This is a genomic window from Nocardioides exalbidus (assembly GCF_900105585.1).
In the GTDB taxonomy this organism is placed as follows: Bacteria; Actinomycetota; Actinomycetes; order Propionibacteriales; family Nocardioidaceae; genus Nocardioides; species Nocardioides exalbidus.
Map to the genome: position 1 here is coordinate 132,669 of NZ_FNRT01000002.1, position 24,516 is coordinate 157,184.

Consider the following 24,516-nt stretch of genomic DNA (forward strand, 5'->3'; position numbering starts at 1 on the left):
TGATTCCTCAGAATAGTTCGCTGGATTGAAGGCACTTTGCTTTCTACAGTTGTGGACATGTTCCAGGTTGCACTCACCGGTCTCCTCACCGGACTCGCCCTCATCGTCGCCGTCGGCGCCCAGAACGCATTCCTCCTGCGTCAGGGCATCCGCGGCGAACAGGTCCTGCCGATCGTGCTGACCTGCCTGCTCTCCGACGTCGTCGCGATCACCCTCGGCGTCGCCGGGCTCGGCGTGGTCCTCGAGCGCTGGCCGGCCGTCCTCCCGGTGGCCCAGGTCCTCGGCGGCCTCTACCTGATCGCCTTCGGCGTCCACGCCGCGATGCGCGCGTGGAAGCCCGGCAAGCTCGACGCCGGTGAGGGCGCCGCCCTCACCCCCGGCCGCGCCGTCCTCCTGACCCTCGCGCTGACCTGGCTCAACCCGCACTTCTACCTCGACGCCGTCCTCATGCTCGGCACCGTGGCGAACAGCTTCGGCACCGACCGCTGGTGGTTCCTCGCCGGCACGCTGACGGCCAGCCTGCTGTGGTTCTTCGGCCTCGGCTTCGGCGCCCGGCTGCTGCGCGGCCTCTTCGCCCGCCCCGCCGCCTGGCGCGTGCTGGACTCCGGCATCGCCGTGATCATGGGCGCCCTCGGGATCGGCCTGCTCGCCCACTGAGGTCGCTGCTCCGCCCCGACCTCCTCGCGTGATCCCCGGCCAGCCGGGGATCACTGAAGTTGTCAGGCCGTGCACGGGCCGACAGGTTCGGTGATCGACAGTGGGATCAGTCACTGCCGGTGGATATACATAGGTTTCCTATGTATATTGGTGGTCGTGACCGCCCCTCTCCCCGACCTCGCCAGCGACCTCGTCGTCCTGGCGGCGCGACTGACCCGCTCGGTGCGCCGCGAGCTCGAGCACCCTGCCGGCGTCCGGGCGCTCTCGCTGCTCGACGAGCTCGGCCCGAGCGGCGTGACGGCGCTGGCGGCAGCCGACCGGTGCAGCCAGCCGACGATGACCGCCACCGTCAAGGCGCTGCTCGAGCAGGGCCTCGTCGCCAGCGAACCGCACCCGACCGACGGCCGGGCGCGCGTCGTCGTCCTCACCGACCCCGGCCGCGCCGAGCTCGCGCGCATCCGCCGGGCCAACGCCGAGCTCGTCATGGCCCGGCTCTCCGAGACCCACCACACTGCCGAGGAGGTCGCGACCGCCGTCGCGGTGCTCCGGGACGTCCTCGACCTGACCAGCGGTTCCACACCGCAGGAGGACACCACCCCGTGAGCAGCCCATCCACCACCAGCTCCACCACGGCCGAGACCGGCTCCATCCTCAAGCAGCCCCGCGCCGTCTGGGCCGTCGCCTTCGCCTGCGTCATCGCCTTCATGGGCATCGGGCTCGTCGACCCGATCCTCAAGGAGATCGCCGCCAAGCTCGACGCCACGCCGAGCCAGGTCTCGCTCCTCTTCACCAGCTACATGGCCGTCATGGGCGTCTCGATGCTCGTCACCGGCGTCGTCTCCAGCCGCATCGGCCCGAAGCGCACGCTGCTCGCCGGCCTCGCGCTCATCATCGTCTCGGCCGGCCTGGCCGGGATGTCCGACAGCGTCGGCGCGGTGATCGGCTTCCGCGCCGGCTGGGGCCTGGGCAACGCGCTCTTCGTCGCCACCGCGCTCGCCACGATCGTCAGCGCCTCCGCCGGACCGGTCGGCCAGGCGATCATCCTGTTCGAGGCCGCGCTCGGCCTCGGCATCGCCTCCGGTCCCCTGATCGGCGGCCTGCTCGGCGGGATCTCATGGCGCGGCCCGTTCTTCGGCGTCTCCGTGCTGATGGCCGTCGCCCTCGTCGCGACCGCGATCTTCCTGCCGACAACACCTCCGACCGGACGACCCACGTCGCTGCTCGATCCGTTCCGCGCGCTGAAGCACCGCGCCCTGCTGCTGCTCGCACTGGTGGCGATCTTCTACAACCTCGGCTTCTTCACCCTCATGGCCGCCGGCCCCTTCGCGCTGCCGTCGTACTCCATCATGGGCATCGGCTGGACCTTCTTCGGCTGGGGCCTGCTGCTGGCCTTCACCTCGGTGTGGCTGGCCCCGCGCCTGCAGCGTCGCTTCGGGACGCTGCCGACGCTGACCGCGGTGCTCGCCCTCTTCGCGATCGACCTCGCCGTCATGGCGCTGGGAGCGGCCCACGAGCCGGTCGTGACCGGCGGCATCATCGCCGCGGGCGCCTTCCTCGGCGTGACCAACACCCTCGTCACCGAAGCGGTGATGGGCGCGGCCCCGGTCGAGCGGCCTGTCGCGTCAGCGGCGTACTCCTTCGTCCGCTTCACCGGCGGCGCCCTCGGCCCGTGGGTGGCGCTCAAGCTGGCGGAGGACGTCGACCTCCACGCGCCGTTCTGGTTCGGTGCTGGCGCCGTCGCCATCGGTGTCGTGATCGTCGCCGCCGGCTCGCGCACCATCAGCACCGCGCTCGGCGCGGCCCCGTCCGAGCACGGCGTGACCGAGGCCGAGAGCGAGCTCGTCGGCGACCTGGCCTGAGCCAGCGCGTCTCCCCGGCGGCGTGGGCGCGGCGCAGTAGCGTCGCGCCCATGCCGTGCGACTTCTGTGGGAAAGAGTTCGACCCGATCTCCACGCGCTGGCTGTGCCCGCACTGCCACATGAAGGCCAACTGCTGCGACGGCGCGCCGCTCTGACGCGACGGGGCTAGTCGGCGGCCAGCCCGCTCCCCTGCTCGGCGAGCGCCTCACCGAGCCGGGCGATCGCGATCGGCCCGACGCCGTGCATCGCGGCGAGCTGCGCGGCGGAGTACGCCGCCACCTGCTCGAGCGTGGTCACGCCCGCCTCGCGCAGGGCCCGGGTCGCCGGGGCTCCGATCGAGCGCGGGAGCTGGGTGCCCTGCGCCCGCGGCTCGCGCACCCGTGGCTCGGGCAGCCCGGCGTCGACGACGGCCTCGCCGCGTGGCGAGAGCAGGTAGCCGATCGCCAGCGACTCCGTGAGGCCGAGCTCCTTGAGCTTGCGGACGTCCTTCTTGAAGTCCTGCGTCTCCCGACCCACCTGTGCCGCCAGGTCGGGCGCCCGCACGGTGGGGTTGAGGTCGATCAGGTCGAGCGTCTCGCGCGTCCAGGCACCAGCGGCCGACGCCGCGTCGAGGCGGTCCAGGCGGGCGAGGATCGTGGCGAGCTCGTCGTCCGTCGGCACGGTGGACCGCAGGGCCTCGCGCGGGTCGGGTCCGGCGTACGCCACCCCGATGCGCCACGCCGGATCCTCCGACCGCGCCGCGAGACCCTGCTTCAGCGCGGCCAGCGAGGCGGCGCCCGCACGGCGGGCGTCCTCGGCCCTGAGGCTGCCGACGCTCACCTGCTCGACGCTCGTCACCTCGATGAGCCCGACGCCCGTGCGCATCCGGGTCCCGACGACGACCCGCGGCCGGGCCCACCGGCGGAACGCGAGGTCGATCGTGCCCGCCTTGATCGCGGCCAGCTCGGCCGGTCGGATCATCATGCGGCTCAGCCTAGATGTCGGCCCCGGGCGGTGAGTGAGCCACGTTCCCGGCGGTCGAAGTGTGGGTCGCACACCGCCCGTCGGCGCGCCGTACGCCGACACGCGCAGGAGCGGTGAGTGAGCCACGTTCCCGGCGGTCGAAGTGTGGGTCGCACACCGCCCGTCGGCGCGCCGTACGCCGACACGCGCAGGAGCGGTGAGTGAGCCACGTTCCCGGCGGTCGAAGTGTGGGTCGCACACCGCCCGTCGGCGCGCCGTACGCCGACACGCGCAGGAGCGGTGAGTGAGCCACGTTCCCGGCGGTCGAAGTGTGGGTCGCACACCGCCCGTCGGCGCGCCGTACGCCGACACGCGCAGGAGCGGTGAGTGAGCCACGTCCCACGGCCGAGGAATGTGGCTCACTCACCGCTCGCGGAGACGCTCACAGGTTGCCGCGGGCGTCCTGCTCGCGCTCGATGGCCTCGAAGAGCGCCTTGAAGTTGCCCTTGCCGAAGCCGAGGGAGCCGTGGCGCTCGATGAGCTCGAAGAAGACCGTCGGCCGGTCGCCGAGCGGCTTGGTGAAGATCTGGAGGAGGTAGCCGTCCTCGTCGCGGTCGACGAGGATGCCGCGCTTCTGCAGCTCCTCGATCGGCACCCGGACCTCGCCGATGCGGGCACGCAGCTCGGGGTCCTCGTAGTAGGAGTCGGGGGTGTTGAGGAACTCCACGCCGTTGGCGCGCAGGGCGTCGACGCTGGAGAGGATGTCGCCGGTCGCGACGGCGAGGTGCTGGGCGCCGGGGCCGTTGTAGAACTCGAGGTACTCGTCGATCTGCGACTTCTTCTTCGCGATCGCCGGCTCGTTGAGCGGGAACTTCACGCGGTGGTTGCCGTTGGCGACGACCTTCGACATGAGCGCGGAGTAGTCGGTGGCGATGTCGTCGCCGATGAACTCGGCCATGTTCACGAAGCCCATGACGCGGTTGTAGAACTGGACCCAGTTGTCCATCTCGCCGAGCTCGACGTTGCCGACGATGTGGTCGAGGGCCTGGAAGATCCGCTTCGGCTGCCCGTCCTTCTTCTCCCAGCTCGGCGGGGCGGCGACGTAGCCGGGGAGGTAGGGCCCGGCATAGGTCACGCCGTCGACGGTGCGCTGCACGAGGGTGTGGCGGGTCTCGCCGTAGGTCGCGATCGCGGCGATGCGGACGGTGCCGTGCTCGTCGCTGACGTCCTGCGGCTCGCGCAGGACGGTGGCGCCGGCCCGGCGCGCCTGCGCGATGCACTGGTCGACGTCGGGGACCTCGAGCGCGATGTCGACGACACCGTCGCCGTGCCTGGCGTGGTGCGCGATCAGGTCGCTGTCGGGCGAGACCGCACCGCTCAGCACGAACTTGATCGAGCCCGACTTGAGGACGAACGACTTGTGGTCGCGGTTGCCGTTCTCCGGGCCGGAGTAGGCAACGAGGTCCATGCCCCAGGCCGAGGCGTAGTAGTGGGCGGCCTGCGTGGCGTTGCCGACCACGAAGCAGATCGCGTCCCAGCCGGTCACCGGGAAGGGGTCGGACTCGGCGTCGTACTCCACGAGCCCGACGAGCTGCTGCAGCTGCTCGAGGGAGAGGTCGGCCTTCATCTCGTCCACGGTCAGGGCGCCACCAGTCGAGGCGATGTCAGTCGTCATGGGTCGAACCCTGCCCAGTCACGGCAAGGTGTGCAACAGTACGTCGAAACGCTGGTCAATCTGTATGATGAAGGGCGGCCAGATGGACGAGATCGACGGCAAGGTGATCGAGCTCTTCGCCAGCGAGCCCAGGCTGGGTGTGCTGGAGGCGAGCCGACGGCTCGGCATCGCGCGCGGCACCGTGCAGGCGCGGCTCGACAAGCTCGCCGCGTCCGGTGTGATCACCGGCTGGGGGCCCGACCTCTCCCCTGAGGCGATCGGCTACCCGGTGACGGCCTTCCTGACCCTCGAGATCCGGCAAGGGGCCGGTCACGACGCCGTCGCTGGCCACCTCGCCGGCATCCCCGAGGTGCTCGAGGCCTACACGATCACCGGCGCCGGCGACATGTGGGCGCGTGTCGTCGCCCGCTCCAACGCCGACCTCCAGCGCGTCATCGACCTCGTCCTCACCGAGCCCGGCATCGACCGCTCGACCACCGTCATCGCGCTCGCGACGCAGATCCCCTACCGCGTGGTGCCGCTGGCAGCAGCGGCTACTCGCCCGGACGCATGATCAGGCAGGTCGACGTGGCGTGAGCGACCAGCCTGCCCGCGCCGTCGGTGAGCTGCGCCTGCGCGAGCGCCGTACGCCGTCCGCGCTGGATGACGGTGCCCTCGCAGGTCAGCAGCCCGGAGTCGACCGTGACCGGGCGGAGGAACTTCACCGTGAGGTCGACCGAGGTGTAGAGCTCGCCGACCGCCAGGGTCGAGTGCACCGCGCATCCCGCGCCGGTGTCGAGCATCGTCGCGATCACGCCGCCGTGCACCCCGCCGAGCGGGTTGTAGTGGAACTCTGCGGCCGGCATCTCCACGACCACGCGGCCGCGCTCGGCGCGGAGGTCGGTGAAGCCGAGGGTGGCCATGATCGGCGGGGGCGGCATCAGCCCGTCGCGCATCGCGTGCAGCTGCCCGAGGCCGTCGAGCTCGACGAGCTTCGCGAGGTCGCCCTGCCCGGGCGTGGCCCAGCTGAAGGTGCGGCTCTCGGTCTCGAACTCGTGTGCCGGCCGCTGGGTCTGGGTCATGGATCCAGCGTGCCGGTCCTTGTCTGAGTCTGTCAAGCAGACCTAGACTCCGACGATGACCACCCCGCCGGCGATGGCCTACTCCACCGACAACTGCACGATCGGTCGCGCCATGTCGGTGCTCGGCGAGCGCTGGACGCTGGTCGTGCTGCGGGAGGTCGCCAACGGCATCCGACGCTTCGACGAGATGCGCCGCCACACCGGCATGCCGCGCCAGGTGCTCACCGACCGGCTGGCCGTGCTCGTCCAGCACGACATCCTCCGTCGCGTGCCCTACCGCGAGGCAGGGCAGCGCGAGCGCAGCGAGTACCGGCTGACCCGGAAGGGCTTCGAGCTGTTCCCGGTGATGGTGGCCGTCTCCCAGTGGGGCGATCGCTACTACGCCGATCCGGAGGGCCCACCCATCGAGTTCGCCCACCGGGGCTGCGACGCCCCGGTGGAGCTGCAGATCACCTGCGAGGCCGGGCACGTCCTCGACGACGAGCGCGAGGTCGTCGGCCGCCCCGGCCCGGGGATCAAGCCCTTCAGCTGAGCCGCTCGGCCACCTCGCGCGCGGCCGCGATCACCTGCGGCGCCACGACGTCCTCGTCGATCGCCTCGTCGAGCGTCACGATGCCGACGCTCGCCCGCAGCCCGTCGACGCCGCGCACCGGTGCCGCGAGGCCGCGCGCGCCCGACTGCAGCTCACCGATCGTGACGGCGTACGCCGCGTCCTCCCCGTCGAGCAGGCCGATGGCCTTGCCGGCCGCGCCCTGCGTGACCGGGTGGCGGGCGCCGACGCGGTAGGACACGTGGAAGTCGGTCCACGTCGGCTCGACGACGGCGAGCGCCAGGGCCTCGTCGCCGTCGGCGACAGTCAGGTGCGCGGTCGAGCCGATCGACTCGGCGAGCCGCCTCAGCACTGGCATCGCGAGGTCGCGCAGCAGCGGCTGCACGCCGCTCGCGAGGTGGAGCACGCCGAGGCCGACGAACAGGCGGGAGCGCGCGTCGCGTCGCACGAGCCCGTGCTGCTCGAGCGTGCTGATCAGGCGGTAGACGACCGTGCGGTTGACCTCGAGCCGGGCGGACAGCTCGGTGATCGTCAGTCCCTCGGGGCTCCCGGCCAGCACCCGCAGGACCCGGAGCCCTCGGTCGAGCGTCTGGGAGGTCTCCGAGGCCACCTCACGACACTAGCGGGGCACGAGGACGCCGTACACCGCGGTCAGCTGGACTGGCGCATCGCCCAGTCGCGGATGCGGTCGATCCGCTCGCTGAGCTGCTCGGCGTTGGCCACCGCGGCGGGCGGGCCCCCGCACTCCTTGCGCAGCGCCGAGTGCGTGATGCCGTGCGCCTGGCCGGTGCGGTGGTGCCACGCGGCGACGAGTCCGTTGAGCTCGCGGCGCAGCACACCGAGCTGCTGGTGGGTGCTGAGCTGCTCCACGGACTCCACGACGCGGTCGCCCTTGCCCTCGGACCTCTGCTTGCGGGCCCGCTCGCTCTGGCGCGAGTGCAGCAGCTCGCGCACCTGGTCGGCCTCGAGCAGGCCGGGGATGCCAAGGAAGTCCATCTCCTCCTCGGAGCCGACGTGCACCTCGCCGGAGTGGCCGAACTGGGCGCCCTCGTAGAGCACGTGGTCGAAGGACGCCGTCGAGCCGAGCGCCTCCCACGACATCTCGAGCTCGTCGGAGGCACCCTCGCCCTGCTGGGCCTCCGCGAGGAGGCCCTCCTCGCCGGCGAAGATGTCGTCCTCGTCCTTCACCCGGCGCCCGAGCACGTGGTCGCGCTGGGCCTCCATGTCGGAGGCGAACTCCAGCAGGTGCGGCACCGACGGCAGGAAGACCGACGCGGTCTCGCCGCGCGACCGGGCGCGCACGAAGCGGCCGACGGCCTGCGCGAAGAACAGCGGTGTCGAGACCGTCGTGGCCCAGACCCCGACCGCGAGCCGCGGCACGTCGACGCCCTCGGACACCATCCGCACAGCGACCATCCAGCGGTCCTCGGACGCGGTGAACTTCTCGATCTTCCTCGAGGAGCCCTTCTCGTCGGACAGCACCACGGTGGGCGTCTCGCCGGAGACCTTCTTGAGGATCGCGGCATAGGCGCGCGCGGTCTCCTGGTCGCCGGCGATGACCAGGCCACCGGCGTCGGGCACGTGGCGGCGTACCTCCGAGAGCCGCTTGTCAGCAGCCTCGAGCACGGCGGGGATCCACGACCCCTTCGGGTCGAGCGCGGTGCGCAGCGCCTGGGCGTGCATGTCCTTGGTGAGCGGCTCACCGAGCCGGGCGACGACCTCGTCACCGGCGCGGGTGCGCCACTGCATCTCGCCGGAGTAGGCCATGAAGAGCACGGGGCGGACGACGTGGTCGGCCAGCGCGTGCGCGTAGCCGTAGGTGAAGTCGGCCGCCGACGTCGGGATGCCCTCCTCGCCCGGCGCGTAGCTCACGAACGGGATCGGGTTGATGTCGGAGCGGAACGGGGTGCCGGTCAGCGCGAGCCGGCGGGTGGCCGGGTCGAAGGACTCGCGGACGCCCTCGCCCCACGACAGCGCGTCACCGGCGTGGTGGATCTCGTCGAGGATCACGAGGGTCTTGAAGCGCTCCGTGCGGATGCGCATCGCGAGCGGGTTGACCGCGACCCCGGCATAGGTCACCGCGATGCCGACGTAGTCGTCGGAGGTCTTTCCCTTGCCGGCGGAGTAGGTCGGGTCGATCGGGATGCCGGCGCGCGCGGCAGCCTCGGCCCACTGCGTCTTGAGGTGCTCGGTCGGCGCGACGACGGTGATCCGGTCGACGACGCGACGGCTCAGCAGGTCGGCCGCGACCGTCAGCGCGAAGGTCGTCTTGCCGGCTCCGGGCGTCGCGACGGCGAGGAAGTCGCGCGGCTGGCGCGAGGTGTAGGTGTCCATCGCCGCCTGCTGCCAGGCACGGAGGGAGGGCGCGGTGCCCCAGGCGGCCCGGTCGGGCCACGCGGGGGGCAGCGGCGCGTCAGGCCGCCCGGTCACGCCTCGGGACCCGAACCGGAGTCGTCGCCGTCGCCCGGCTTCATCGACTCCCAGATCTCCTTGCAGTCCGGGCACACGGGGAATTTCTCAGGGGCCCTCGAAGGGACCCAGACCTTGCCGCACAGGGCGATCACGGGGGTGCCCAGGACCATCGCCTCGGTGAGCTTGTCCTTGGGGACGTAGTGCGAGAACCGCTCGTGGTCGCCCTCGTCGGTGGGCACCGTCTGTCGCTCTTCGACCGTCTGGCTGCCAGGCGAGAATCCGATGGTGCTCATGATGGGCAAGCCTAACGCGCCCGGAGCGATGGTCAGTTCATGTCGGGGTCGACGGGCCGGTTCACGTGCCACGCGAGCATGCCCGGCTGGCGGCGCATCACGTCGCGCCAGAGCCCGGTCGTGTCGGGGCGGAACGCGTCGCCCGACTCGGCGTGGACGACGTACCAGTCACCGCGCTCGACCTCGCCGTCGAGCTGGCCCGCACCCCACCCGGCGTAGCCGGCGAAGACCCGCATCGCGGACACCGAGCCGTCGACCAGCTCGGTCGGGGTGTCGAGGTCGACCATGCCGACACGGCCGTCGACCGGTCGCCAGCCGACCGGGGCGTCCTGGGGGTTGCGCAGCCGTGCGACCGCCAGGGCTCCGTCGAGGCCGACCGGGCCTCCCCGGAAGAGCACCTCGGGTTCCGCGACCACGTCACGCCACGGCGCCAGCACGTCGGCCACGAGCACCTGCGAGGGCCGGTTGAGCACCACGCCGAGCGCACCCTCGTCGTTGACGTCGAGCAGCAGCACGACGGTGTCGGCGAAGTTCGGGTCCTGCAGGGCAGGCGTCGCCACCAGCAGCATTCCCGAGGACAGCGCCATGGCGTCCACTATGGCAGGGGGCCGGCGCGGTCGTCAGCGCGCGGTCCGTCAGGCGGCCAGGACCGCCTTGAGGCGCTGGACGAGGCTCGGCGATCCCCCGCGGTGGTCCGCGGCCGCGTCCACAGCGGCATCCCCGGCGTCGTACGACGACCGCGCGGCGGCCTCGATCTCCCGGCCCGCCCGCTGGGCAGCGACGCCCGGTGCGCTGGCGTGGCCGGCCATCAGGGCGAGCAGCTCGTGCTCCTTGGCCGTGGCGATCGCGCTCGTGCGGGCCATCTCGGGGCTGGTCGGGTGGGCCAGGTGGTGGTCGATGACCGCCCTGGTGCCGGGCATCTCCGCGGCGGCCGAGCGCCAGGCGCGGGTGACCGCCTCGGCCAGGTCGAGGGGCTGGTCGGCGAGCTCGCGCTCGATGCGGCCGGCGAGGCGGGTGTGCCAGCGCAGCTGCAGCGCGCCGAGCAGGGTGGTCTCGTCGCCGAAGGTCTCGGCGACGCCGGCCACGTCCATGGGAAGCGGCACGGTCGGCAGGGCGGGGCGACGGGTGTCGGGGTGGGCGGCCAGCCGGGTGTCGGCGGCGGCGATCACCTCGCGGAGCACGTCTCCGCGTTGGTGGTGGGACGTCCAGGTCATGACGGTCTCCTTGGTGACATACCGTGGGTACGTACTTTCAGTATGCCCGATACCGACGGCATGCCGAAGGCTCCCGCTGGTGAGCCCGCTCACCTAGGGTGAGCCGGATGGAGACAGCCCGGAACGAGACGACACGGCGATGACCAGGCGTCAGCGCTACTCCGAGTCGACCAAGCGCGCGCTGGTCGACGTCGCCGAGCAGCTCTTCACCGAGCACGGCTACACCGCCACGTCGCTCGATGCGATCGTGGCCGGCGCCGACGTCACCAAGGGCGCGCTCTACCACCACTTCAGCGGCAAGCAGGCGGTCTTCGAGGCCGCCTTCGAGCGGGTCGAGCAGCGCGCGACGTCGGGCATCGCGGAGGCCACCGCGGGGCACGACGACCCGTGGGCCAAGTCGCAGGCCGGGCTGCGCGCGTTCCTCGCGGCCGTGCAGGAGCCCGGCTACCGCCAGATCGTCATCGCGGACGGGCCCTCCGTGCTGGGCCACGAGCGCTACCGCGAGCAGGAGGAGCGGTCGACGTACGCCCTCGTCGACGAGATCGTGCGCTCGGTGCTCGGCGACGACGCGTGGGAGCTCGACGACGCGATGCTCGACACCTTCGCCCGGATCTTCTTCGGCGCGATGTCGGCCGCCGGCACGTCGGTGGCGGCGAGCGAAGACCCGGCCGCCGCGGCGGCGCGGGTCGAGGGCGCGATCGGCCTGATCATGGCCGGCCTCCAGCAGCTGCTGGAGAGCGGGGCTACTTCGCGAAGGTGACGTCGCCGTTGACGGCGGGCACCAGCTCGACCCACACGTGCCCGGCCGGGACGGTGAGCTCGCCATCCTTCGTGGACAGCTGGATCGTGCCGGTCAGGCCGTCCTTCTCCCAGGTGCCGCGCACGACCCGGCCGCCGTGGAAGAGCAGCGCGGCGCCGGTGCCCTCGAACTTGGTCTCCGGGACCGGGTAGCCGGCGGGGTCGCGGTAGCCCGCGTCGCCGACCTTGACCCGCATCACGAGCACGGAGTCGGCCGGGAACTGGTCGCCCTGCGCGGCGTAGGAGTTGGTGTTGACGTAGGTGCCGCCCTGGTACTGCCACGAGGTGGAGTGGTTGCCGAAGTCGGCGGTCAGGGACGTCGCCTTGCCCCCTTGGGGAGGTCGGCCTCGGTGCCCCACGGGAGGTAGGCCGGCGGCTCGTCCTTCGTGGTGAGGCGCTTCGAGATCTCCGACAGGTGGGCGAAGAGGTTGTAGGGCGCGGAGCGCGAGCTGTCGCGGTAGACGCCCGCCGCACCCTCGGTGATCCACGGGATCCCAGCGGCGTTGATGCGGTTGATCGTGATCTGCGCGGCGCCGCTGGTCACCACGGTCGCGCCCTCGGGCACGATGCTGATGTCGCTGGCGCGCATCGAGCGGACCGGACCGATGTCGGCCGGGACCTGGGAGTAGTAGAACGCCGCCAGGCGGGTGTAGCCGCCCTCGACGAGCTCCTCGACCACGAGGTCCGCCGAGCCCAGGCCGACCTGCGGCGCGCTGGAGGAGGTGTTGTCGACCTTCGTCACGATCACCGGGTGCTTCGGCGCCTTGCCCGTGCGCTCGAGGCCGGTCAGCGGCCAGTACGTCGGCTCCGGCGGCTCGCTCGTCGCGGACGGGCTCGGCTCGGAGGACGAGGCGTCGCTCGGCTCCTCCTCGTCCGACCCGCCGGCGCAGCCCGCGAGGAGGAGCGAGGCGGCGACGAGCGTGGCGACCACTGCTCGGGACGAGGTGAGGTGGGGGCGGTGACGCACGGGGGGCTCCGATCGAACGGGGAATGCGGGTGATCTCGTGGAAAGTGTGGTGGCGCGCCTACCCCGTTCGGGGTAGGCGCGCCACAAAAGGTAGGTCAGCGGCGCAAGGTCCCGCCGAACCACGACGACGTCCACGGCACGGCCACCTGGACCCGCTGGCCGGAGCCGGGCGCGTGGACCATCAGCGCGTGCCCGCGCACCCAGCGCAGGAAGACCGCGGCGTGGTAGACCCCGCCGGAGCCGTGGAAGAACATCAGGTCGCCGGGGCGCATGTCGCGCTTCGCGACGCGCGAGGTGTAGCCGGCCTGGGCGCCGGACGTGCGCGGCACGGGGAAGCCCGCACGGCGGTAGCTGTAGTAGACGAGGCCGGAGCAGTCGAAGGCGTTCGGGCCGGCTGCCCCGTAGGAATAGGCGTCGCCGCGCTGGCGCATCGCGGTGCCGAGGGCGCCGAGGACGCGGGTGTCGAGCCGCTCGGCCGCCCGGCGCTCGCGCTTCTCCTTCCGGTCCTTCGCGGACTGGTGGTGCTTGTCCTTCGCGACGACGAGCGGGCTCGCGTCGGTGCCCGTGGGGGCAGCAGTGGCCGGGAGGGCCACCATCGTCGATGCAGTGAGGCCGAGTCCGGCGAGCGCGAGCGCACCGGCTCGGGCCGTACGAGAGATCGCAGGCATGAGTGTCGTTCCTTCCCACGCCTGTGAGGTGAGCTGTCGGGCTAGGGCTGGAAAGTGCCCTGCCACCGGCGGTGGCTTCGCCCCGAGCCGACGCGTGTCGGCGTGGAACCTGTGGGTCCCCCACTCCTGCCCTCGACGTGTTCTCGGGGGACGCCCCGGCCGGGCAGGACTCGGCGTTGTCCGGGGCGGTTCGGCCACGAAGGCCGCGAAACAACGTGACAGACCGTCCCGACGGCCGCAAACCGACCACGGCCCGGCGCCGCCTCGCTGGCGGCACCGGGCCGTGACGTACCTCACTCAAAGTCGAGTGGTCCACTCGACTTCACGCTCAGCCGAGCTTGCGTCCTCCGTCGACGTAGAGCGTCTGTCCTGTGATGAAGGACGCATCGTCGCTGCAGAGGAACGCGGCCGCGGCGGCGATGTCCTCGGGCTGGCCGACGCGTCGTACGGGCGTGGCCTCGGCGTTGAGGCGCTGCAGCTCCTCGGGCTCCATCTTGAGGCGGCGAGCGGTCGCGTCGGTCATCTCGGTGACGATGAAGCCGGGCGCGATGGCGTTGGCGGTGATGCCGTAGGGGCCGAGCTCGATGCCCAGCGTGCGGGTCAGCCCCTGGATGCCCATCTTGGCGGCCGAGTAGTTGGCCTGGCCGCGGTTGCCGAGCGCCGAGACGCTCGAGAGGTTGAGGATCTTGCCGTACTTCTGCTCCACGAATCGCGACTGGGCGGACTTGGTCATGTTGAAGACGCCCTTGAGGTGGACGCCCATGACGAGGTCCCAGTCGTCCTCGGTCATCTTGAACAGCAGGTTGTCGCGGGTGATGCCGGCGTTGTTGACGAGGACGTGGATGCCGCCGAGCTCGTCGACCACGCGCTGGACAGCCGTCTCCGCCGCTGCGGAGTCGACGACGTCGCAGCCGATGCCGACGGCGCGCGCTCCCTCGGTCAGCTCCAGCCGGCCGGCAGCGTCCTGGGCGGCGGCCTCGTCGAGGTCGAGGATCGCGATCGAGGCGCCCTCGCTCGCGAAGCGCTGGGCGATGCCGAACCCGATGCCCCGGGCGGCTCCGGTGACGACGGCGACGCGGTGGTCGAAACGACCCATCTCGATGACTCCTGACGCGTGGATGACAGTGCGACTGTCACCCTAGACCGGCGGGTCCACCACCCCTCCCGAGGACGTCTCCGCACCCGTCCGTGCGCGGACATGGCTACGGTGTGCAGGTGCGTCGAGGGGAATTCAGGGCCGCTGGGGTCGTGGCGGCGGCGATGGCCCTCGCCGCGGTGCTGGTGGCGTGGGAGCACCACCTGCCCATCCGTGACCCCGACGGGGCCAACCTGCCGACGTGGTTCCGCCTCCCGGTGATCGTGGGCTCCGCGATCGTCCTGGACATCCTCGCCCGGTGGGCGCTGCTGGCGTGGCGCTCCGGATCCCCGGGGTCGACCACCCTGCGGGTCGTGGCCGTCGAGCGGTGGAACCGCGACCAGATCCGCTTCACGCTGAGCGGACTGGTGACCTGGTACGTCGCCTACGTGGCGTTCCGCAACCTCAAGAGCTACGTCCCCTTCGTCACCGACCGCCTCGCCGACCCGGAGCTGGCCAGGATCGACCGGCTGCTGTGGCTCGGCCACGACCCGGCCGTCGTCCTCCACGACGTGCTCGGCACGACCTGGGCCAACTGGGTCGTGGCCGCGGTCTACCTGATCTGGATCGGGCTCGTGCCCGCCAGCCTGGCCGTCGCGCTCGTCTGGACGCGCCGGTCCGTCTACGGCGCCTGGTACGTCACCGCGATCTCGGTGGACTGGTGCCTGGGCGCGATCCTCTACTACGCGGTCCCCTCGTTGGGGCCGACGTACTCCTCCCCCGAGTGGTTCGCCTCCCTCGCACGGACGCCCAACACCGCCGTGCGCGACACGCTCCTCTCCGACCGCATCGAGGTCCTCGCCGGACCGTGGGACACGCACACGGTCCAGACGATCGCCGCGTTCGCCTCGCTCCACGTCGCGGTGATGGTCACCCTCTGCCTGGTGGCGGAGGCCATGCGCCTCCCCGTGGTCTTGCGTGCCGTGGCCTGGGTCTTCCTCGGGCTGACGATGGTGGCCACGGTCTACCTCGGCTGGCACTTCTTCGTCGACGTCCTGGCGGGCGTCGTCGTCGGCGCCGCTGCCTTCGTGATCGCCGCGGTGGCGACCGGCAACCCGCTCCGACGGCGTGCCGAGCCCTGGACGTTCCGCGCGGCACTCGACGAGTCCGCCCGCGTCGAGGTCCGTCCGCTCGACACCCAGGTCGACTGACCTCCGCCGCTAGGCGTCCAGCGCCGCGCGCAGCCGCTCGGCGTGGTCCTCGGCCTCCCCGTCGGCGTACTTCGTGCGGGGCCAGAAGAAGCCGCGCAGGCCGTCGCCCTTCGTCCGGGGCACGACGTGCAGGTGCAGGTGCGGGACCGACTGGCTCACCGTGTTGTTGATCGCCACGAACGACCCCTGCGCGCCGAGCCCCTCCATCACCGCGGTCGCCAGCCGCTGGGAGGCCCTGACGAACCCGGCCCCGAGCTCCTCGGGCAGCTCGGGCAGGGTCTCGACGTGCACGCGCGGCACCAGCAGGACGTGCCCCTTGAACACCGGGCGGGTGTCGAGGAACGCCATGAAGTCGTCGGTCTCGAGCACGACGTGACCGGGGAGGTCACCGGCGACGATCCGGCAGAACACGCAGTCGGCCACCGGACCAGTGTGCCCGCCACGGCCTGTCACGACCCGCGCCGGTCCGGTTGACGGGCCGGTTGCCGGGCCGGTTGCCGGTGCAGGTGGCGGGCCAGGTACGGCGCGGTCGCGCTGCCCGCCGTGCCCGCGATGTCGGCCGGCGTCCCCGTGGCCACCACCCGACCGCCCTGGTCGCCACCTCCCGGGCCGAGGTCGATGACCCAGTCGGCGGTGGCGATGGTGTCCAGGTCGTGCTCCACGAGCACCACGGTGTTGCCGGCGTCGACGAGTCGGTGCAGCTGGCGCAGCAGCAGCGCGATGTCGGCGGGGTGCAGGCCTGCGGTGGGTTCGTCGAGCAGGTAGAGGGCGTGACCACGACGGGCGCGTTGCAGCTCGGTCGCGAGCTTGATGCGCTGCGCCTCGCCGCCGCTGAGCTCGGTGGCCGGCTGCCCCAGGCGCAGGTAGCCGAGCCCGACCTCGCGCAGGGTCTGGAGGCTGCGGGCGGCCGCCGGCGTCCCGGCCAGGACGTCGACCGCCTGCTCCACGGTCAGGTCGAGGACGTCGGCGATGGTCAGGCCGTGCCAGGTGATCTCGAGGGTCTCGGCGTTGTAGCGGGCCCCGCGGCACGTCGGGCACGGTGCGTAGGTGCCGGGCAGGAAGAGCAGCTCGACCGAGACGAAGCCCTCCCCCTGGCAGGTCTCGCAGCGACCTTCGGCGACGTTGAAGGAGAACCGGCCGACGCCGTAGCCGCGCGCCATCGCCTCGGGTGTCGCGGCGAAGACCTTGCGGACCGCGTCGAAGAGGCCGGTGTAGGTCGCGAGGTTGGACCGCGGGGTGCGGCCGATGGGGCGCTGGTCGACGCGCACGAGGCGGTCGAACGACTCCAGGCCCGTCACGTCGTGGACGTCGATCTCGAGCTCGCTGTCCTCGGCGTCGTCCGGCGCCTGCCCGAGGTGGCGCCGCACGAGCTCGGCGAGCACCTGCGTGACGAGGGTGGACTTGCCCGAGCCGGAGACCCCGGTGACCGCGGTCAGCACGCAGAGCGGGAGGTCGACGGACAGGTCGGTCAGGTTGTGCCGGCTGACGCCGTGCAGGTGCAGCCAGCCGTGCGGGGTGCGTCCGTGGCGCTCGAGGGGTGCGACGCGACCGAAGAGGTGCGCCCCGGTGACCGAGTCCCCGACCTCCTCGAGGCCGGCGACCGGCCCGGAGTAGAGGACCTGTCCCCCGGCCTCACCGGCTCCCGGGCCGATGTCGACGATCCAGTCGGCACGGCGTACGACGTCGAGGTCGTGCTCCACGACGAAGAGCGAGTTCCCCGAGTCCTTCAGGCGGTCGAGCACGTCGAGCAGGGGCTCGGCGTCGGCCGGGTGCAGACCGGCTGACGGCTCGTCGAGGACGTAGACGACGCCGAACAGCCCCGAGCGCAGCTGGGTGGCGATCCGGAGCCGCTGGGCCTCGCCCGGCGAGAGCGTCGTCGAGCTCCGACCGAGCGCGAGGTAGCCCAGGCCCAGGTCCAGGAGGACCTCGACGCGCTCCACGATGTCCTGGGTGAGGCGCCTCGCCACCTCGCCCTCGCCGTCCTCGCTCTCCGGGCGGAGGAACGTGGCCAGCTCGGCGAACGTGAGCGCACTCGTCTCGGCGATGCTCAGCCCACGGAAGGTGACCGCCAGCGACTCCGGCTGCAGACCGGTGCCGTGGCAGACCGGGCAGACGGTGCTGCGCACGAAGCGCATCGCCTTGTCCCGCATCATCTGGCTCTTGGTGTCGGCCAGCGTGTGGCGCACGTGCTTGCGAGCGCTCCAGAAGGTTCCGTGGTAGTCGCGGCCGGTGGTGTCGTCGGCCTCCCCGCGTCGGTCGATGAGCACCCGCGGCTGCTCGTCGGTGTAGAGCAACCAGTCCCGGTCCTTCCGGTCCAGCTCGCGCCACGGCACGTCGACGTCGATGCCGACCGCCTTGGTCACCCGCAGCAGGTTCTTGCCCTGCCAGGCGCCCGGCCACGCAGCGATCGCACCGTCGCGGATGCTCAGCGACTCGTCGGGCACGAGGAGGTCCTCGGCGACGTCGTGGGCCTCCCCCAGCCCGTGGCAGGTGGGGCACGCGCCAGCCACCGTGTTCGGCGAGAAGGCCTCGGCGGCCAGCGGCGGCGCTCCCTCGGGATAGGTGCCGGCACGGGAGTAGAGGATGCGGAGGAGGTTGGACAGCGTCGTCAGCGTGCCGACCGTGGACCGCGAGCTCGGCGCGCCGCGACGCTGCTGCAGGGCCACCGCCGGCGGCAGCCCGGTGATCTCCCGGACGTGCGGTGCACCGACCTGCTGCAGCAGCCGGCGGGCGTAGGGGGCGACGGACTCGAAGTAGCGCCGCTGGGCCTCGGCGTAGAGGGTGCCGAAGGCGAGGGAGGACTTGCCGGATCCCGACACGCCGGTGAAGGCCACCATCGCATCGCGGGGGAGGTCCAGGTCGACGTCGCGGAGGTTGTTCTCGCTGGCTCCCCGCACGTGGACGAAGCGGTCCGTCGGGTCGTGGGTCACCTGCCATTCCTACTCGCCCGGGGTCTGCGCGGCGACACCCGGTGTCTCTCCGGCGATAGCGTCCCTCCCATGATCCTGCCTCAGGTCCGTGATCCCCGACTGGTCACGATCCGTCGCGGCGGGAGCCTGACCGACGACCACCACCGGCTCCTCGCCCTGTGGGCGGCCGCGTGCGCCGAGCACGTGCTGGACCACTTCGAGACCGCGCAGCCGTCTGACGCGCGACCGCGGGACGCGATCGGGGCGACGCGCCGCTGGGCCCGCGGCGAGGCTCCGATGATGGCGACCCGTGCCGTCGGCGGGCACGCGATGGGAGCCGCCCGCGAGCTGGTCGGCGCCCCGCGCTTCGCGGCGTACGCCGCCGGGCAGGCCGCCGTCGTGGCGCACGTGGCCGAGCACGACCTGGGGGCGGCGGCGTACGCCATCAGGGCCGCGGTGGCCGCGGCGCCGGCCGACGCCGCGGAGTCGACCAGGCTCGCGGAGCGCGCGTGGCAGCGCGACCGGTTGCCGGCCGACGTCCGCGACCTCGTGCTCGAGGACCAGCAGCGTCGCAGCGACATCTGCTGGAACGTCTTCGACGACTGACCTACGGTCGAGGGATGCGCATCGTCTCGCTCATCCCGTCGGCCACCGAGATCCTGTTCGCGGTCGGTGCGGGTGACGACGTGGTCGCGGTGACCTTCGAGTGCGACCACCCGCCGGAGGCCCGTGAGCGTCGCATCGTGTCGACGTCGGCGATGCCGGAGGGCCTGGCGCCGAAGGAGATCGACGACTTCGTCGCCGCCGCCGTGCATGCCGGCGAGAACCTCTACCGGCTCGACGCGGGCGCCCTCGCCGAGGTCGACGCCGACCTGGTCGTGACCCAGGACCTCTGCGCGGTGTGCGCGATCGACGTCGACACCGTCGACGAGGCGCTGTCCCACCTCGGCTGCCGCGCCGAGGTGGCGACGCTCGACCCCCACACCATCGACGACGTGCTCGGCACCATCACGGAGGTCGGGCGCCTCACCGGCCGCACCGCGGAGGCGGAGGCGGTGATCGCATTTTTCCGCGCCCGCCTGGCAGCGGTGGCCGACCGGGTCGCGGGCCGCGAGCGTCCCCGCGTGCTGGTGCTGGAGTGGACCGAACCGCCCTTCTCCCCCGGCCACTGGATCCCGGAGATGGTCGACCTCGCGGGCGGCGTGCCGTCGCTCGGCGTCGCGGGCGCCCGCTCGAGCCGGATCACGTGGGACGACGCCGTCGCGTCACGACCGGACGTCGTGGTGTGCGCCCCGTGCGGGTACGACGTCGAGGGCAGCGCGGCGCTGGCCGAGGACGTACGACAGCGCTTCCCCGGCACGCCCGTGTGGGCCGTGGACGCCGACGGGCTCTTCGCCCGGCCGGGTCCGCGGCTCGTCGAGGGCGTCGAGGTGCTGGCCGGGATCCTGCACCCCGATGCCGTGGACGGGTCAGCGACGGGGGTCGACGAGCACCTTCGCCTGCGTCCGTAGTGCTCGCGACCGTGTGCGCGCGCGATCGGGCAACAGTGGAGCCGGCGGCCCGTAGGTCGGGCGGCTGGCTCCACCGTCGGGCAGCCGGCCGGGCCTCGATCAGCCGCAGGTCGTCACCGTGGCGGCGATCTTCTTCGTCGCCGCCTTTCCCCGAGTGACCGAGACGTGCACCTTCGCCGTGACCGTGTAGGTCGCGCCCGCCTTCGGCCTCGGGATCCGGAGCGTCTGCGTGAAGGGCGCCGACCTGTCTTTCTTCAGGAGCTTGCCGGAGAAGAAGTCCACACGGACGACCTTCTTGAACGTGGCCTTCCTCCCTGCGCCCTTCTTGCCGTCCACCTTCGCGACCAGCTTCGTGCCGGGCGGGACGCAGAGGTTGGGCACGGTGAGCGAGACGGTGCCGCCGGCGACCTTCGCCGTGACGGTCCTGGTGGCCGCTGTCGGCGTCGTGGGCGTCGGCGTGATGGGTGTCGTGGTCGGCGTGGTCGGCGGCGGGACAGGATCGGGCACCGTCGACAGGTCCGCGATCCGGATCTGCGAGGTGGCGCCGGTGGTCGCTCCCTCCCAGACCGCGAAGCCGCCGTTGTCGGAGAGGGCGACCTCCATGTCGGCCATCGCGCTGTCCTCGCGGGCGATCGTGGTGACGCCGTACGACGTGCCGTCGGGCGAGAGGGCAAGCTGCAGCCGGTTGCCACCCGCGGCCTCGTTGCGTCGCCAGATGGCCGCGACCGCTCCCGAGGGTCCGACCGTGACGTCGTTGACGTGGCCCGCCTCGTTGGCGACCACCGTCGGTGGCCCGAACGACGTCGAGGCCTGGTCCCACTTCCGCACGACCTGTCCCGCGGCGCTGCTGCCGAACAGGTAGACGCCGCTGGGGCCGTGGCCGAGGCGGGTGTTGCTCATGGCACCGAGAGCGGTCGCCGGTCCCCATCCCGCCTGGTTCCGGGGGTCGCTGCCGGTCGGCGTGCGCCACAGCGTCGCGGTCGTGCCGTCGTTGCCGACGGCGATGGTCTGGTTGCCGGTCGGGAGCGGGGCGACCTGGAAGTCGATGACGCCGCCGCCGGTCAGGGTCGCGTGCGTGGTGGACGAGGCGTCGTCGGTGCCCATGGTCCGCCACACCCGGCCACCGGCACCCAGGACGAACCCCTTCCAGCCCACCGGGTTGTAGAACGCCGGTCCGGCGGCCACCTGCTGCCCGACGGAGCCGTGCACCCCGGCCTGCAGCCAGGCGCCATCACCGTTGGACGACACCCAGCTGTAGGTCTTGTCCGTCTCGGGGATCGCCATGACGACGGCGAGCGACGACGGGGACGTGCGCAGGATGGTCGCTCGCGCTGGGAAGCCGATGGGCCCGCCCGCCGGAGCCGGGAGGCTGGTCGTGACCGAGCACGACGTCGCGCCCCGTGGGACGCGGCAGTAGGTGAGCGTGTGGTCGGCCGTGTTGATCCACACCACGTGGGCCGTGCCGGTCGCCGGGTCGACGTAGATCGACGGCGAGGACCCGACGCCCAGGGTGGACGCGGTCCCGGCCTGCGCGGGCGGTGACACCAGGACGACGACCGCCAGCACTGCTGTGAGGACCGTGGCCAGCGCGGCCGAGAGGGGCTTCATGCTCGGAGCGTAGGGGCCTCGGTGCTCCCCCGGTCGCCGAATCGACGGGTTGGTGGCCCGAGGCAGGCCTTCGGAGCAGGGGGTGCGGGTGGCGAAGCGCCCGCTCACACGGACAGGCCCTCGGAACAGGGGGTGCGGGTGGCGAAGCCCCCGTCCGCCGCGCGGAGCGCGGCACAGATGACGAACCGACGTGGCCTGCGCTCGTGCGCAGGCACACGTCGGCCAGAGGTGAGTGGGGTGTTCGTGGATTCCTGAAGGTGCAGGTCAGGGGTTGGATTTCGCGAAGAGCGCCCGGCGGTTGCACCCACGGGTCTCGGAATCAGCACCCATCAGTGAGGACACTGGGCCGGGTCCGTCTTCGTGCACCAACCCTTGGGACAGATCTCTGTGGCTCCGGGCACGTACGTCATCGGCATCTCGAGGCTTTGCCAGCTGGTCCGAGTCGCCCAGTCGGGATCAGGAGCTAGGGCCCACCAAGAGATCTGCTGGTTGTAGTCCCAGCGGCCTGTTGCTGGGCCGGCGTGGAACAGCACGTCTCCACTTCGGCTCAGGCGACCCAGGGTCGCAGCGATGAAGGCGGATGCGGTGTAGTTCTTCGCCTTGATGGCGGTGTGGCCGTAGCGCTCGACCAGACGCGCGAAGTCCACCGGGTTTGCTTCGGCATAGGCGGCCTCAACCACCCCGTACTCGACCCAGCGCCCTGAGTTCCGTGCGATGGCGGCAGGAAGCTCCACTTGCAGCCCGAGCTCATCCGCAAGGCCCGACAGCCCGGGGAAATCGGGTGGCTCGGGGGCTTGGAGCCAGGTGTAGGAGCCGGGTTGAGGGTGCCCGCTGGTGTGCTCACACGTGAAGGTGTAGCCACCTTCGTCGTTGAGCCGAACCCCGGCAATGTCGTCGTCAGCGTGAAAGTGGCAGTACTGGCGGTTCATCAAGCCTCACTCCCTGCTCGCGCAGCCAGCCACCATTCGGCGACCGCGGCGGGCATCCGGTAGTAGTACTTGCCCTTGCCCTTGCGCCACTGCATGGGCCAGGTCGCTGCTCCCCCGAACAAGCGCTTGGTGAGCTTGCTCAGCGCGCCAAGCTCATTACGAAGCTGAATCGGGCTGATGCCGCCCGCTTGCTCGACGTCCGATTTCACCACCCACCGGTCGGGCTCCGCGGCACAACGATCCAGAAGTGCGGTCACGCCCGGGTAAGTGAGGCCGTCAGCGAGTTGCCGGACCATGCCCTCTGTCCAGAGCCCCTGGTCGGGCACCAACACCGTCGCGTCAGCGTCAGCATCGGAAACAGTACCGACGTCGCCGCGCGCCGCCGGCGTCTCATTCTCGCCCTCGAGGCTCTCCAGAAACGCCGCGACGCGATGCGCCAGTTTCAGCGGGACCGGCAGTAGCACGGTGTCCGTGGTCCAAGTTGTCATGCGCTGTCTCCGCATCTTCGTGTGACGTCGGATGACGTCACACGAGAATCCTGTCACGGGACATGTCTGACGTCAAGCGACGTCACTCGTAATCTGGCGCCACCGAAGCCCGTCGCGCGCGGCCTTGACTCGTGACCTCCTGCGCTCGGCATGACCACGGACCGACGCCGCATGAGTGCGCGGCCTCGTGTCCCCGTCGGCGTGTGAAAGCACTGCTAAAGCCGGAACCAGACGCCGCAACCCTCCGTGTAAAACGAGTAGTCGCTCGGGGCGATCGTGACGGTGATTTCATGCGCCCGCCCCTGGTTCGCGCCACCTTGGGCGATCGGGAGGTCGGACGCGTTACGCCGCGACCAGATGCACGAGAACACTCCACCGGCGGTGAAGGTTCGGTACGTGCCTGGCTCAACGTCCTGACCCACGACAAAGGTGTCGTCACCGCGGATGGTCTCTCCGTTGGCGATCTGCTGTCCGAAGCCCGCTTGAACCACGATGCGCTTCTTGATGGCTGCGGCGTTCGGGTGATCGGGACACAGGAGGAGCATGTTGCGGGCTTCTTCGACGAGGTTGGGCGCGCTCGGGTAGTCCTTCAAGAGGGCAGGCGTGTCGTGCTCGACGCACTGAACGTACACATTGGTCAGCGTTGAACGCTGCCTCTTGTAGATGCTGTTGCCCTTGGCGCTGTTCCAGATCGTCTGCTCGACGGCAGTGACGGGTGTGAGTTTGGGTCCGCCGCCGTAGACCCCCGTGTCCGCCTCAGAGCACATCGAAAAGTCGAGCTTCTTGTCGACAGGGATCGGAGTTGTCCATGCCTCGCTGAAATCGGGATTAGACCGACTGATGGGGAATGCGACGACTGAATCCAGGTTGTTCGGATCGACGCATTCAACCTTGAGAAGCGGTCCAACCGGCTCGGCCTCCTCGCCGGCATCGGACGCGGGCTCTGCGGAGGGCTCCGATGCAGAAGGTGCCTCGGTCGCGTCCGGGGAAGTCGAGACGACGGGCTGCCACGTCTCGAGCTCACCGTCCGCGTATGGACGCCAGAGAATCTCGTACGCCGACGGATCGTCGCTCGGTTCTCCGGAAACAGGGTCGGCCCCACCGGTGTAGTTGGCGGCCCACCCCATCTCCTCGAGCGGCAGGATTGTGTTGGTCACGTAGTCGTCGCCACGCTCAGCCGAGAAGTCGAGTGACGTGGTGATCGACTCCGCGAGCGCGATCTCCTTGTTGGTCACCACGTTGGCGATGAAATCGGCCGAGCCATGGTCGCGGGCAAGGTCGGCAAGGATGAGTTTGACCTGGTCCTTGTAACCATCGTGGGCAAAGTTGAACTTGGCCGCCGTGAGCACCCAGTACTGAGTTGGCTTTCCCGGGCCCAGTGTTCTCTCAGTGATGACGGTCTCGTACTTTGGTCCCTCGTAGGTGTACGAATCGACCTCAGAGGTCTCCGATGCCTCTGGTTCCCCGGCGGATTCCTCTGACGGCTCGCCAGACTGGTCTTCAGTGGGCTCCGCGGTTGCCGTTGGCTTCTCGCCATGCGCGGCTGCTGGCTTGGAAGCCTCGGGCTTCTCGCCGTCACCCCCGAACGCTGCGGACAACGTGCCCCACAGGACTAGAACACCAACCACGCCGCCAACGCCCGCGAGCACTCGCTTCTGCGTTGTCGGCTCGAGTCGGCGGAAGGCTGCA

27 protein-coding genes and 1 riboswitch are annotated in these 24,516 nt (G+C 71.1%); of the genes, 9 read left to right on the forward strand and 18 right to left on the reverse strand.

Features of this window, described 5'->3' with window-relative positions; all coding sequences use genetic code 11:
* Nucleotides 1-57: 57 nt before the first annotated feature.
* The 3 genes from BLV76_RS01060 to BLV76_RS01070 all read left to right on the forward strand — a co-directional run bounded on the left by BLV76_RS01060 (nt 58) and on the right by BLV76_RS01070 (nt 2,516).
* Nucleotides 58-657, forward strand: coding sequence for a LysE/ArgO family amino acid transporter (locus BLV76_RS01060; RefSeq protein ID WP_090972158.1), 600 nt, complete (start codon nt 58-60; stop codon nt 655-657).
* Between the two features lie 156 nt (nt 658-813).
* Entirely contained in the window at nt 814-1,260 is a 447-nt protein-coding gene (locus tag BLV76_RS01065) for a MarR family winged helix-turn-helix transcriptional regulator (RefSeq protein ID WP_245734487.1), read from the forward strand.
* On the forward strand, nt 1,257-2,516 hold the full coding sequence (locus BLV76_RS01070; protein ID WP_245734488.1) for an MFS transporter: 1,260 nt from the start codon (nt 1,257-1,259) through the stop codon (nt 2,514-2,516). Before BLV76_RS01065 ends, BLV76_RS01070 begins: the two co-directional genes overlap by 4 nt.
* A gap of 165 nt (nt 2,517-2,681) precedes the next feature.
* Here BLV76_RS01070 and BLV76_RS01075 read toward each other — a convergent pair whose 3' ends face one another.
* The gene (locus BLV76_RS01075; RefSeq protein WP_175539514.1) at nt 2,682-3,479 is read right to left on the reverse strand and encodes a hypothetical protein; all 798 of its coding nucleotides are present in this window, start codon (nt 3,477-3,479) and stop codon (nt 2,682-2,684) included.
* Nucleotides 3,480-3,900: 421 nt separating this feature from the next.
* Nucleotides 3,901-5,133: a 4-hydroxyphenylpyruvate dioxygenase gene (hppD, locus tag BLV76_RS01080; protein ID WP_090967467.1), complete on the reverse strand. Its 1,233-nt coding sequence runs from the start codon at nt 5,131-5,133 to the stop codon at nt 3,901-3,903.
* Between the two features lie 82 nt (nt 5,134-5,215).
* Here hppD and BLV76_RS01085 point away from each other — a divergent pair, with 82 nt between their 5' ends.
* Nucleotides 5,216-5,686 carry an Lrp/AsnC family transcriptional regulator gene (locus BLV76_RS01085; RefSeq protein WP_090972166.1) on the forward strand — a complete coding sequence of 157 codons (471 nt, stop codon included), beginning with the start codon at nt 5,216-5,218 and terminating at the stop codon, nt 5,684-5,686.
* Here BLV76_RS01085 and BLV76_RS01090 read toward each other — a convergent pair.
* Complete coding sequence (locus tag BLV76_RS01090) at nt 5,667-6,194, reverse strand: PaaI family thioesterase (RefSeq protein ID WP_090967468.1); 528 nt, start codon at nt 6,192-6,194, stop codon at nt 5,667-5,669. The genes BLV76_RS01085 and BLV76_RS01090 overlap by 20 nt on opposite strands.
* A 55-nt stretch (nt 6,195-6,249) precedes the next feature.
* On the opposite strand from BLV76_RS01090, the gene BLV76_RS01095 reads away from it, so the two are divergent.
* Nucleotides 6,250-6,726 (forward strand): winged helix-turn-helix transcriptional regulator, encoded by a 477-nt coding sequence (locus tag BLV76_RS01095; RefSeq protein WP_217630222.1) that lies wholly within the window; start codon nt 6,250-6,252, stop codon nt 6,724-6,726.
* Here BLV76_RS01095 and BLV76_RS01100 read toward each other — a convergent pair.
* Genes BLV76_RS01100 through BLV76_RS01120 form a run of 5 tightly spaced genes read right to left on the reverse strand, consistent with a single transcriptional unit; the run spans nt 6,719 to nt 10,663 of the window.
* Nucleotides 6,719-7,354 carry an IclR family transcriptional regulator gene (locus tag BLV76_RS01100; protein ID WP_090967470.1) on the reverse strand — a complete coding sequence of 212 codons (636 nt, stop codon included), beginning with the start codon at nt 7,352-7,354 and terminating at the stop codon, nt 6,719-6,721. The genes BLV76_RS01095 and BLV76_RS01100 overlap by 8 nt on opposite strands.
* A gap of 41 nt (nt 7,355-7,395) precedes the next feature.
* On the reverse strand, nt 7,396-9,174 hold the full coding sequence (locus tag BLV76_RS01105) for a DEAD/DEAH box helicase (RefSeq protein ID WP_090967471.1): 1,779 nt from the start codon (nt 9,172-9,174) through the stop codon (nt 7,396-7,398).
* Nucleotides 9,171-9,449: a DUF3039 domain-containing protein gene (locus BLV76_RS01110; RefSeq protein ID WP_090967472.1), complete on the reverse strand. Its 279-nt coding sequence runs from the start codon at nt 9,447-9,449 to the stop codon at nt 9,171-9,173. Before BLV76_RS01110 ends, BLV76_RS01105 begins: the two co-directional genes overlap by 4 nt.
* Nucleotides 9,450-9,481: 32 nt before the next feature.
* Nucleotides 9,482-10,036 (reverse strand): YqgE/AlgH family protein, encoded by a 555-nt coding sequence (locus BLV76_RS01115; RefSeq protein ID WP_090972168.1) that lies wholly within the window; start codon nt 10,034-10,036, stop codon nt 9,482-9,484.
* Between the two features lie 48 nt (nt 10,037-10,084).
* The gene (locus tag BLV76_RS01120; protein WP_090967473.1) at nt 10,085-10,663 is read right to left on the reverse strand and encodes a hypothetical protein; all 579 of its coding nucleotides are present in this window, start codon (nt 10,661-10,663) and stop codon (nt 10,085-10,087) included.
* A 139-nt stretch (nt 10,664-10,802) separates the two neighbouring features.
* Here BLV76_RS01120 and BLV76_RS01125 point away from each other — a divergent pair, with 139 nt between their 5' ends.
* Nucleotides 10,803-11,423 (forward strand): TetR/AcrR family transcriptional regulator, encoded by a 621-nt coding sequence (locus tag BLV76_RS01125; RefSeq protein WP_090967474.1) that lies wholly within the window; start codon nt 10,803-10,805, stop codon nt 11,421-11,423.
* On the opposite strand, the gene BLV76_RS01130 is transcribed toward BLV76_RS01125, so the two are convergent.
* The 4 genes from BLV76_RS01130 to BLV76_RS01145 form a co-directional block, all read right to left on the reverse strand.
* The gene (locus tag BLV76_RS01130) at nt 11,407-11,820 is read right to left on the reverse strand and encodes a DUF3048 C-terminal domain-containing protein (protein WP_175539516.1); all 414 of its coding nucleotides are present in this window, start codon (nt 11,818-11,820) and stop codon (nt 11,407-11,409) included. The two genes, BLV76_RS01125 and BLV76_RS01130, sit on opposite strands and share 17 nt — an antisense overlap.
* The gene (locus BLV76_RS01135; protein WP_175539517.1) at nt 11,772-12,428 is read right to left on the reverse strand and encodes a DUF3048 N-terminal domain-containing protein; all 657 of its coding nucleotides are present in this window, start codon (nt 12,426-12,428) and stop codon (nt 11,772-11,774) included. The genes BLV76_RS01130 and BLV76_RS01135 overlap by 49 nt, the downstream gene beginning before the upstream one ends.
* A gap of 95 nt (nt 12,429-12,523) precedes the next feature.
* Entirely contained in the window at nt 12,524-13,096 is a 573-nt protein-coding gene (locus tag BLV76_RS01140; RefSeq protein WP_090967476.1) for a C40 family peptidase, read from the reverse strand.
* Between the two features lie 3 nt (nt 13,097-13,099).
* Nucleotides 13,100-13,244, reverse strand: a riboswitch (cyclic di-AMP (ydaO/yuaA leader).
* Between the two features lie 180 nt (nt 13,245-13,424).
* A complete protein-coding gene (locus tag BLV76_RS01145) occupies nt 13,425-14,192 on the reverse strand; it encodes an SDR family NAD(P)-dependent oxidoreductase (RefSeq protein ID WP_090967477.1) in 768 nt (255 codons plus the stop codon).
* A gap of 119 nt (nt 14,193-14,311) precedes the next feature.
* On the opposite strand from BLV76_RS01145, the gene BLV76_RS01150 reads away from it, so the two are divergent.
* Complete coding sequence (locus tag BLV76_RS01150; protein WP_139306423.1) at nt 14,312-15,382, forward strand: phosphatase PAP2 family protein; 1,071 nt, start codon at nt 14,312-14,314, stop codon at nt 15,380-15,382.
* A 9-nt stretch (nt 15,383-15,391) separates the two neighbouring features.
* Here the strand turns inward: BLV76_RS01150 and BLV76_RS01155 are convergent, their stop codons facing one another.
* Nucleotides 15,392-15,805: an HIT family protein gene (locus BLV76_RS01155; RefSeq protein WP_090967479.1), complete on the reverse strand. Its 414-nt coding sequence runs from the start codon at nt 15,803-15,805 to the stop codon at nt 15,392-15,394.
* Between the two features lie 26 nt (nt 15,806-15,831).
* Complete coding sequence (uvrA, locus tag BLV76_RS01160; protein ID WP_090967480.1) at nt 15,832-18,312, reverse strand: excinuclease ABC subunit UvrA; 2,481 nt, start codon at nt 18,310-18,312, stop codon at nt 15,832-15,834.
* Between the two features lie 69 nt (nt 18,313-18,381).
* Here uvrA and BLV76_RS01165 point away from each other — a divergent pair, with 69 nt between their 5' ends.
* Both BLV76_RS01165 and BLV76_RS01170 read left to right on the forward strand, forming a co-directional pair.
* Nucleotides 18,382-18,897 (forward strand): putative immunity protein, encoded by a 516-nt coding sequence (locus BLV76_RS01165; protein ID WP_090967481.1) that lies wholly within the window; start codon nt 18,382-18,384, stop codon nt 18,895-18,897.
* 14 nt (nt 18,898-18,911) lie between these two features.
* On the forward strand, nt 18,912-19,802 hold the full coding sequence (locus BLV76_RS01170) for a cobalamin-binding protein (RefSeq protein WP_090967482.1): 891 nt from the start codon (nt 18,912-18,914) through the stop codon (nt 19,800-19,802).
* 99 nt (nt 19,803-19,901) lie between these two features.
* On the opposite strand, the gene BLV76_RS01175 is transcribed toward BLV76_RS01170, so the two are convergent.
* The 4 genes from BLV76_RS01175 to BLV76_RS01190 all read right to left on the reverse strand — a co-directional run bounded on the left by BLV76_RS01175 (nt 19,902) and on the right by BLV76_RS01190 (nt 24,476).
* The gene (locus BLV76_RS01175; protein ID WP_090967483.1) at nt 19,902-21,410 is read right to left on the reverse strand and encodes a hypothetical protein; all 1,509 of its coding nucleotides are present in this window, start codon (nt 21,408-21,410) and stop codon (nt 19,902-19,904) included.
* 329 nt (nt 21,411-21,739) lie between these two features.
* Nucleotides 21,740-22,339, reverse strand: a complete 600-nt coding sequence (locus BLV76_RS01180; RefSeq protein ID WP_090967484.1) for a hypothetical protein — start codon at nt 22,337-22,339, stop codon at nt 21,740-21,742.
* Nucleotides 22,339-22,827: a hypothetical protein gene (locus BLV76_RS01185; RefSeq protein WP_139306424.1), complete on the reverse strand. Its 489-nt coding sequence runs from the start codon at nt 22,825-22,827 to the stop codon at nt 22,339-22,341. The genes BLV76_RS01180 and BLV76_RS01185 overlap by 1 nt, the downstream gene beginning before the upstream one ends.
* 215 nt (nt 22,828-23,042) lie before the next feature.
* Nucleotides 23,043-24,476 carry an Rv1352/Rv1906c domain-containing protein gene (locus tag BLV76_RS01190; protein ID WP_090967486.1) on the reverse strand — a complete coding sequence of 478 codons (1,434 nt, stop codon included), beginning with the start codon at nt 24,474-24,476 and terminating at the stop codon, nt 23,043-23,045.
* Nucleotides 24,477-24,516 lie beyond the last annotated feature (40 nt).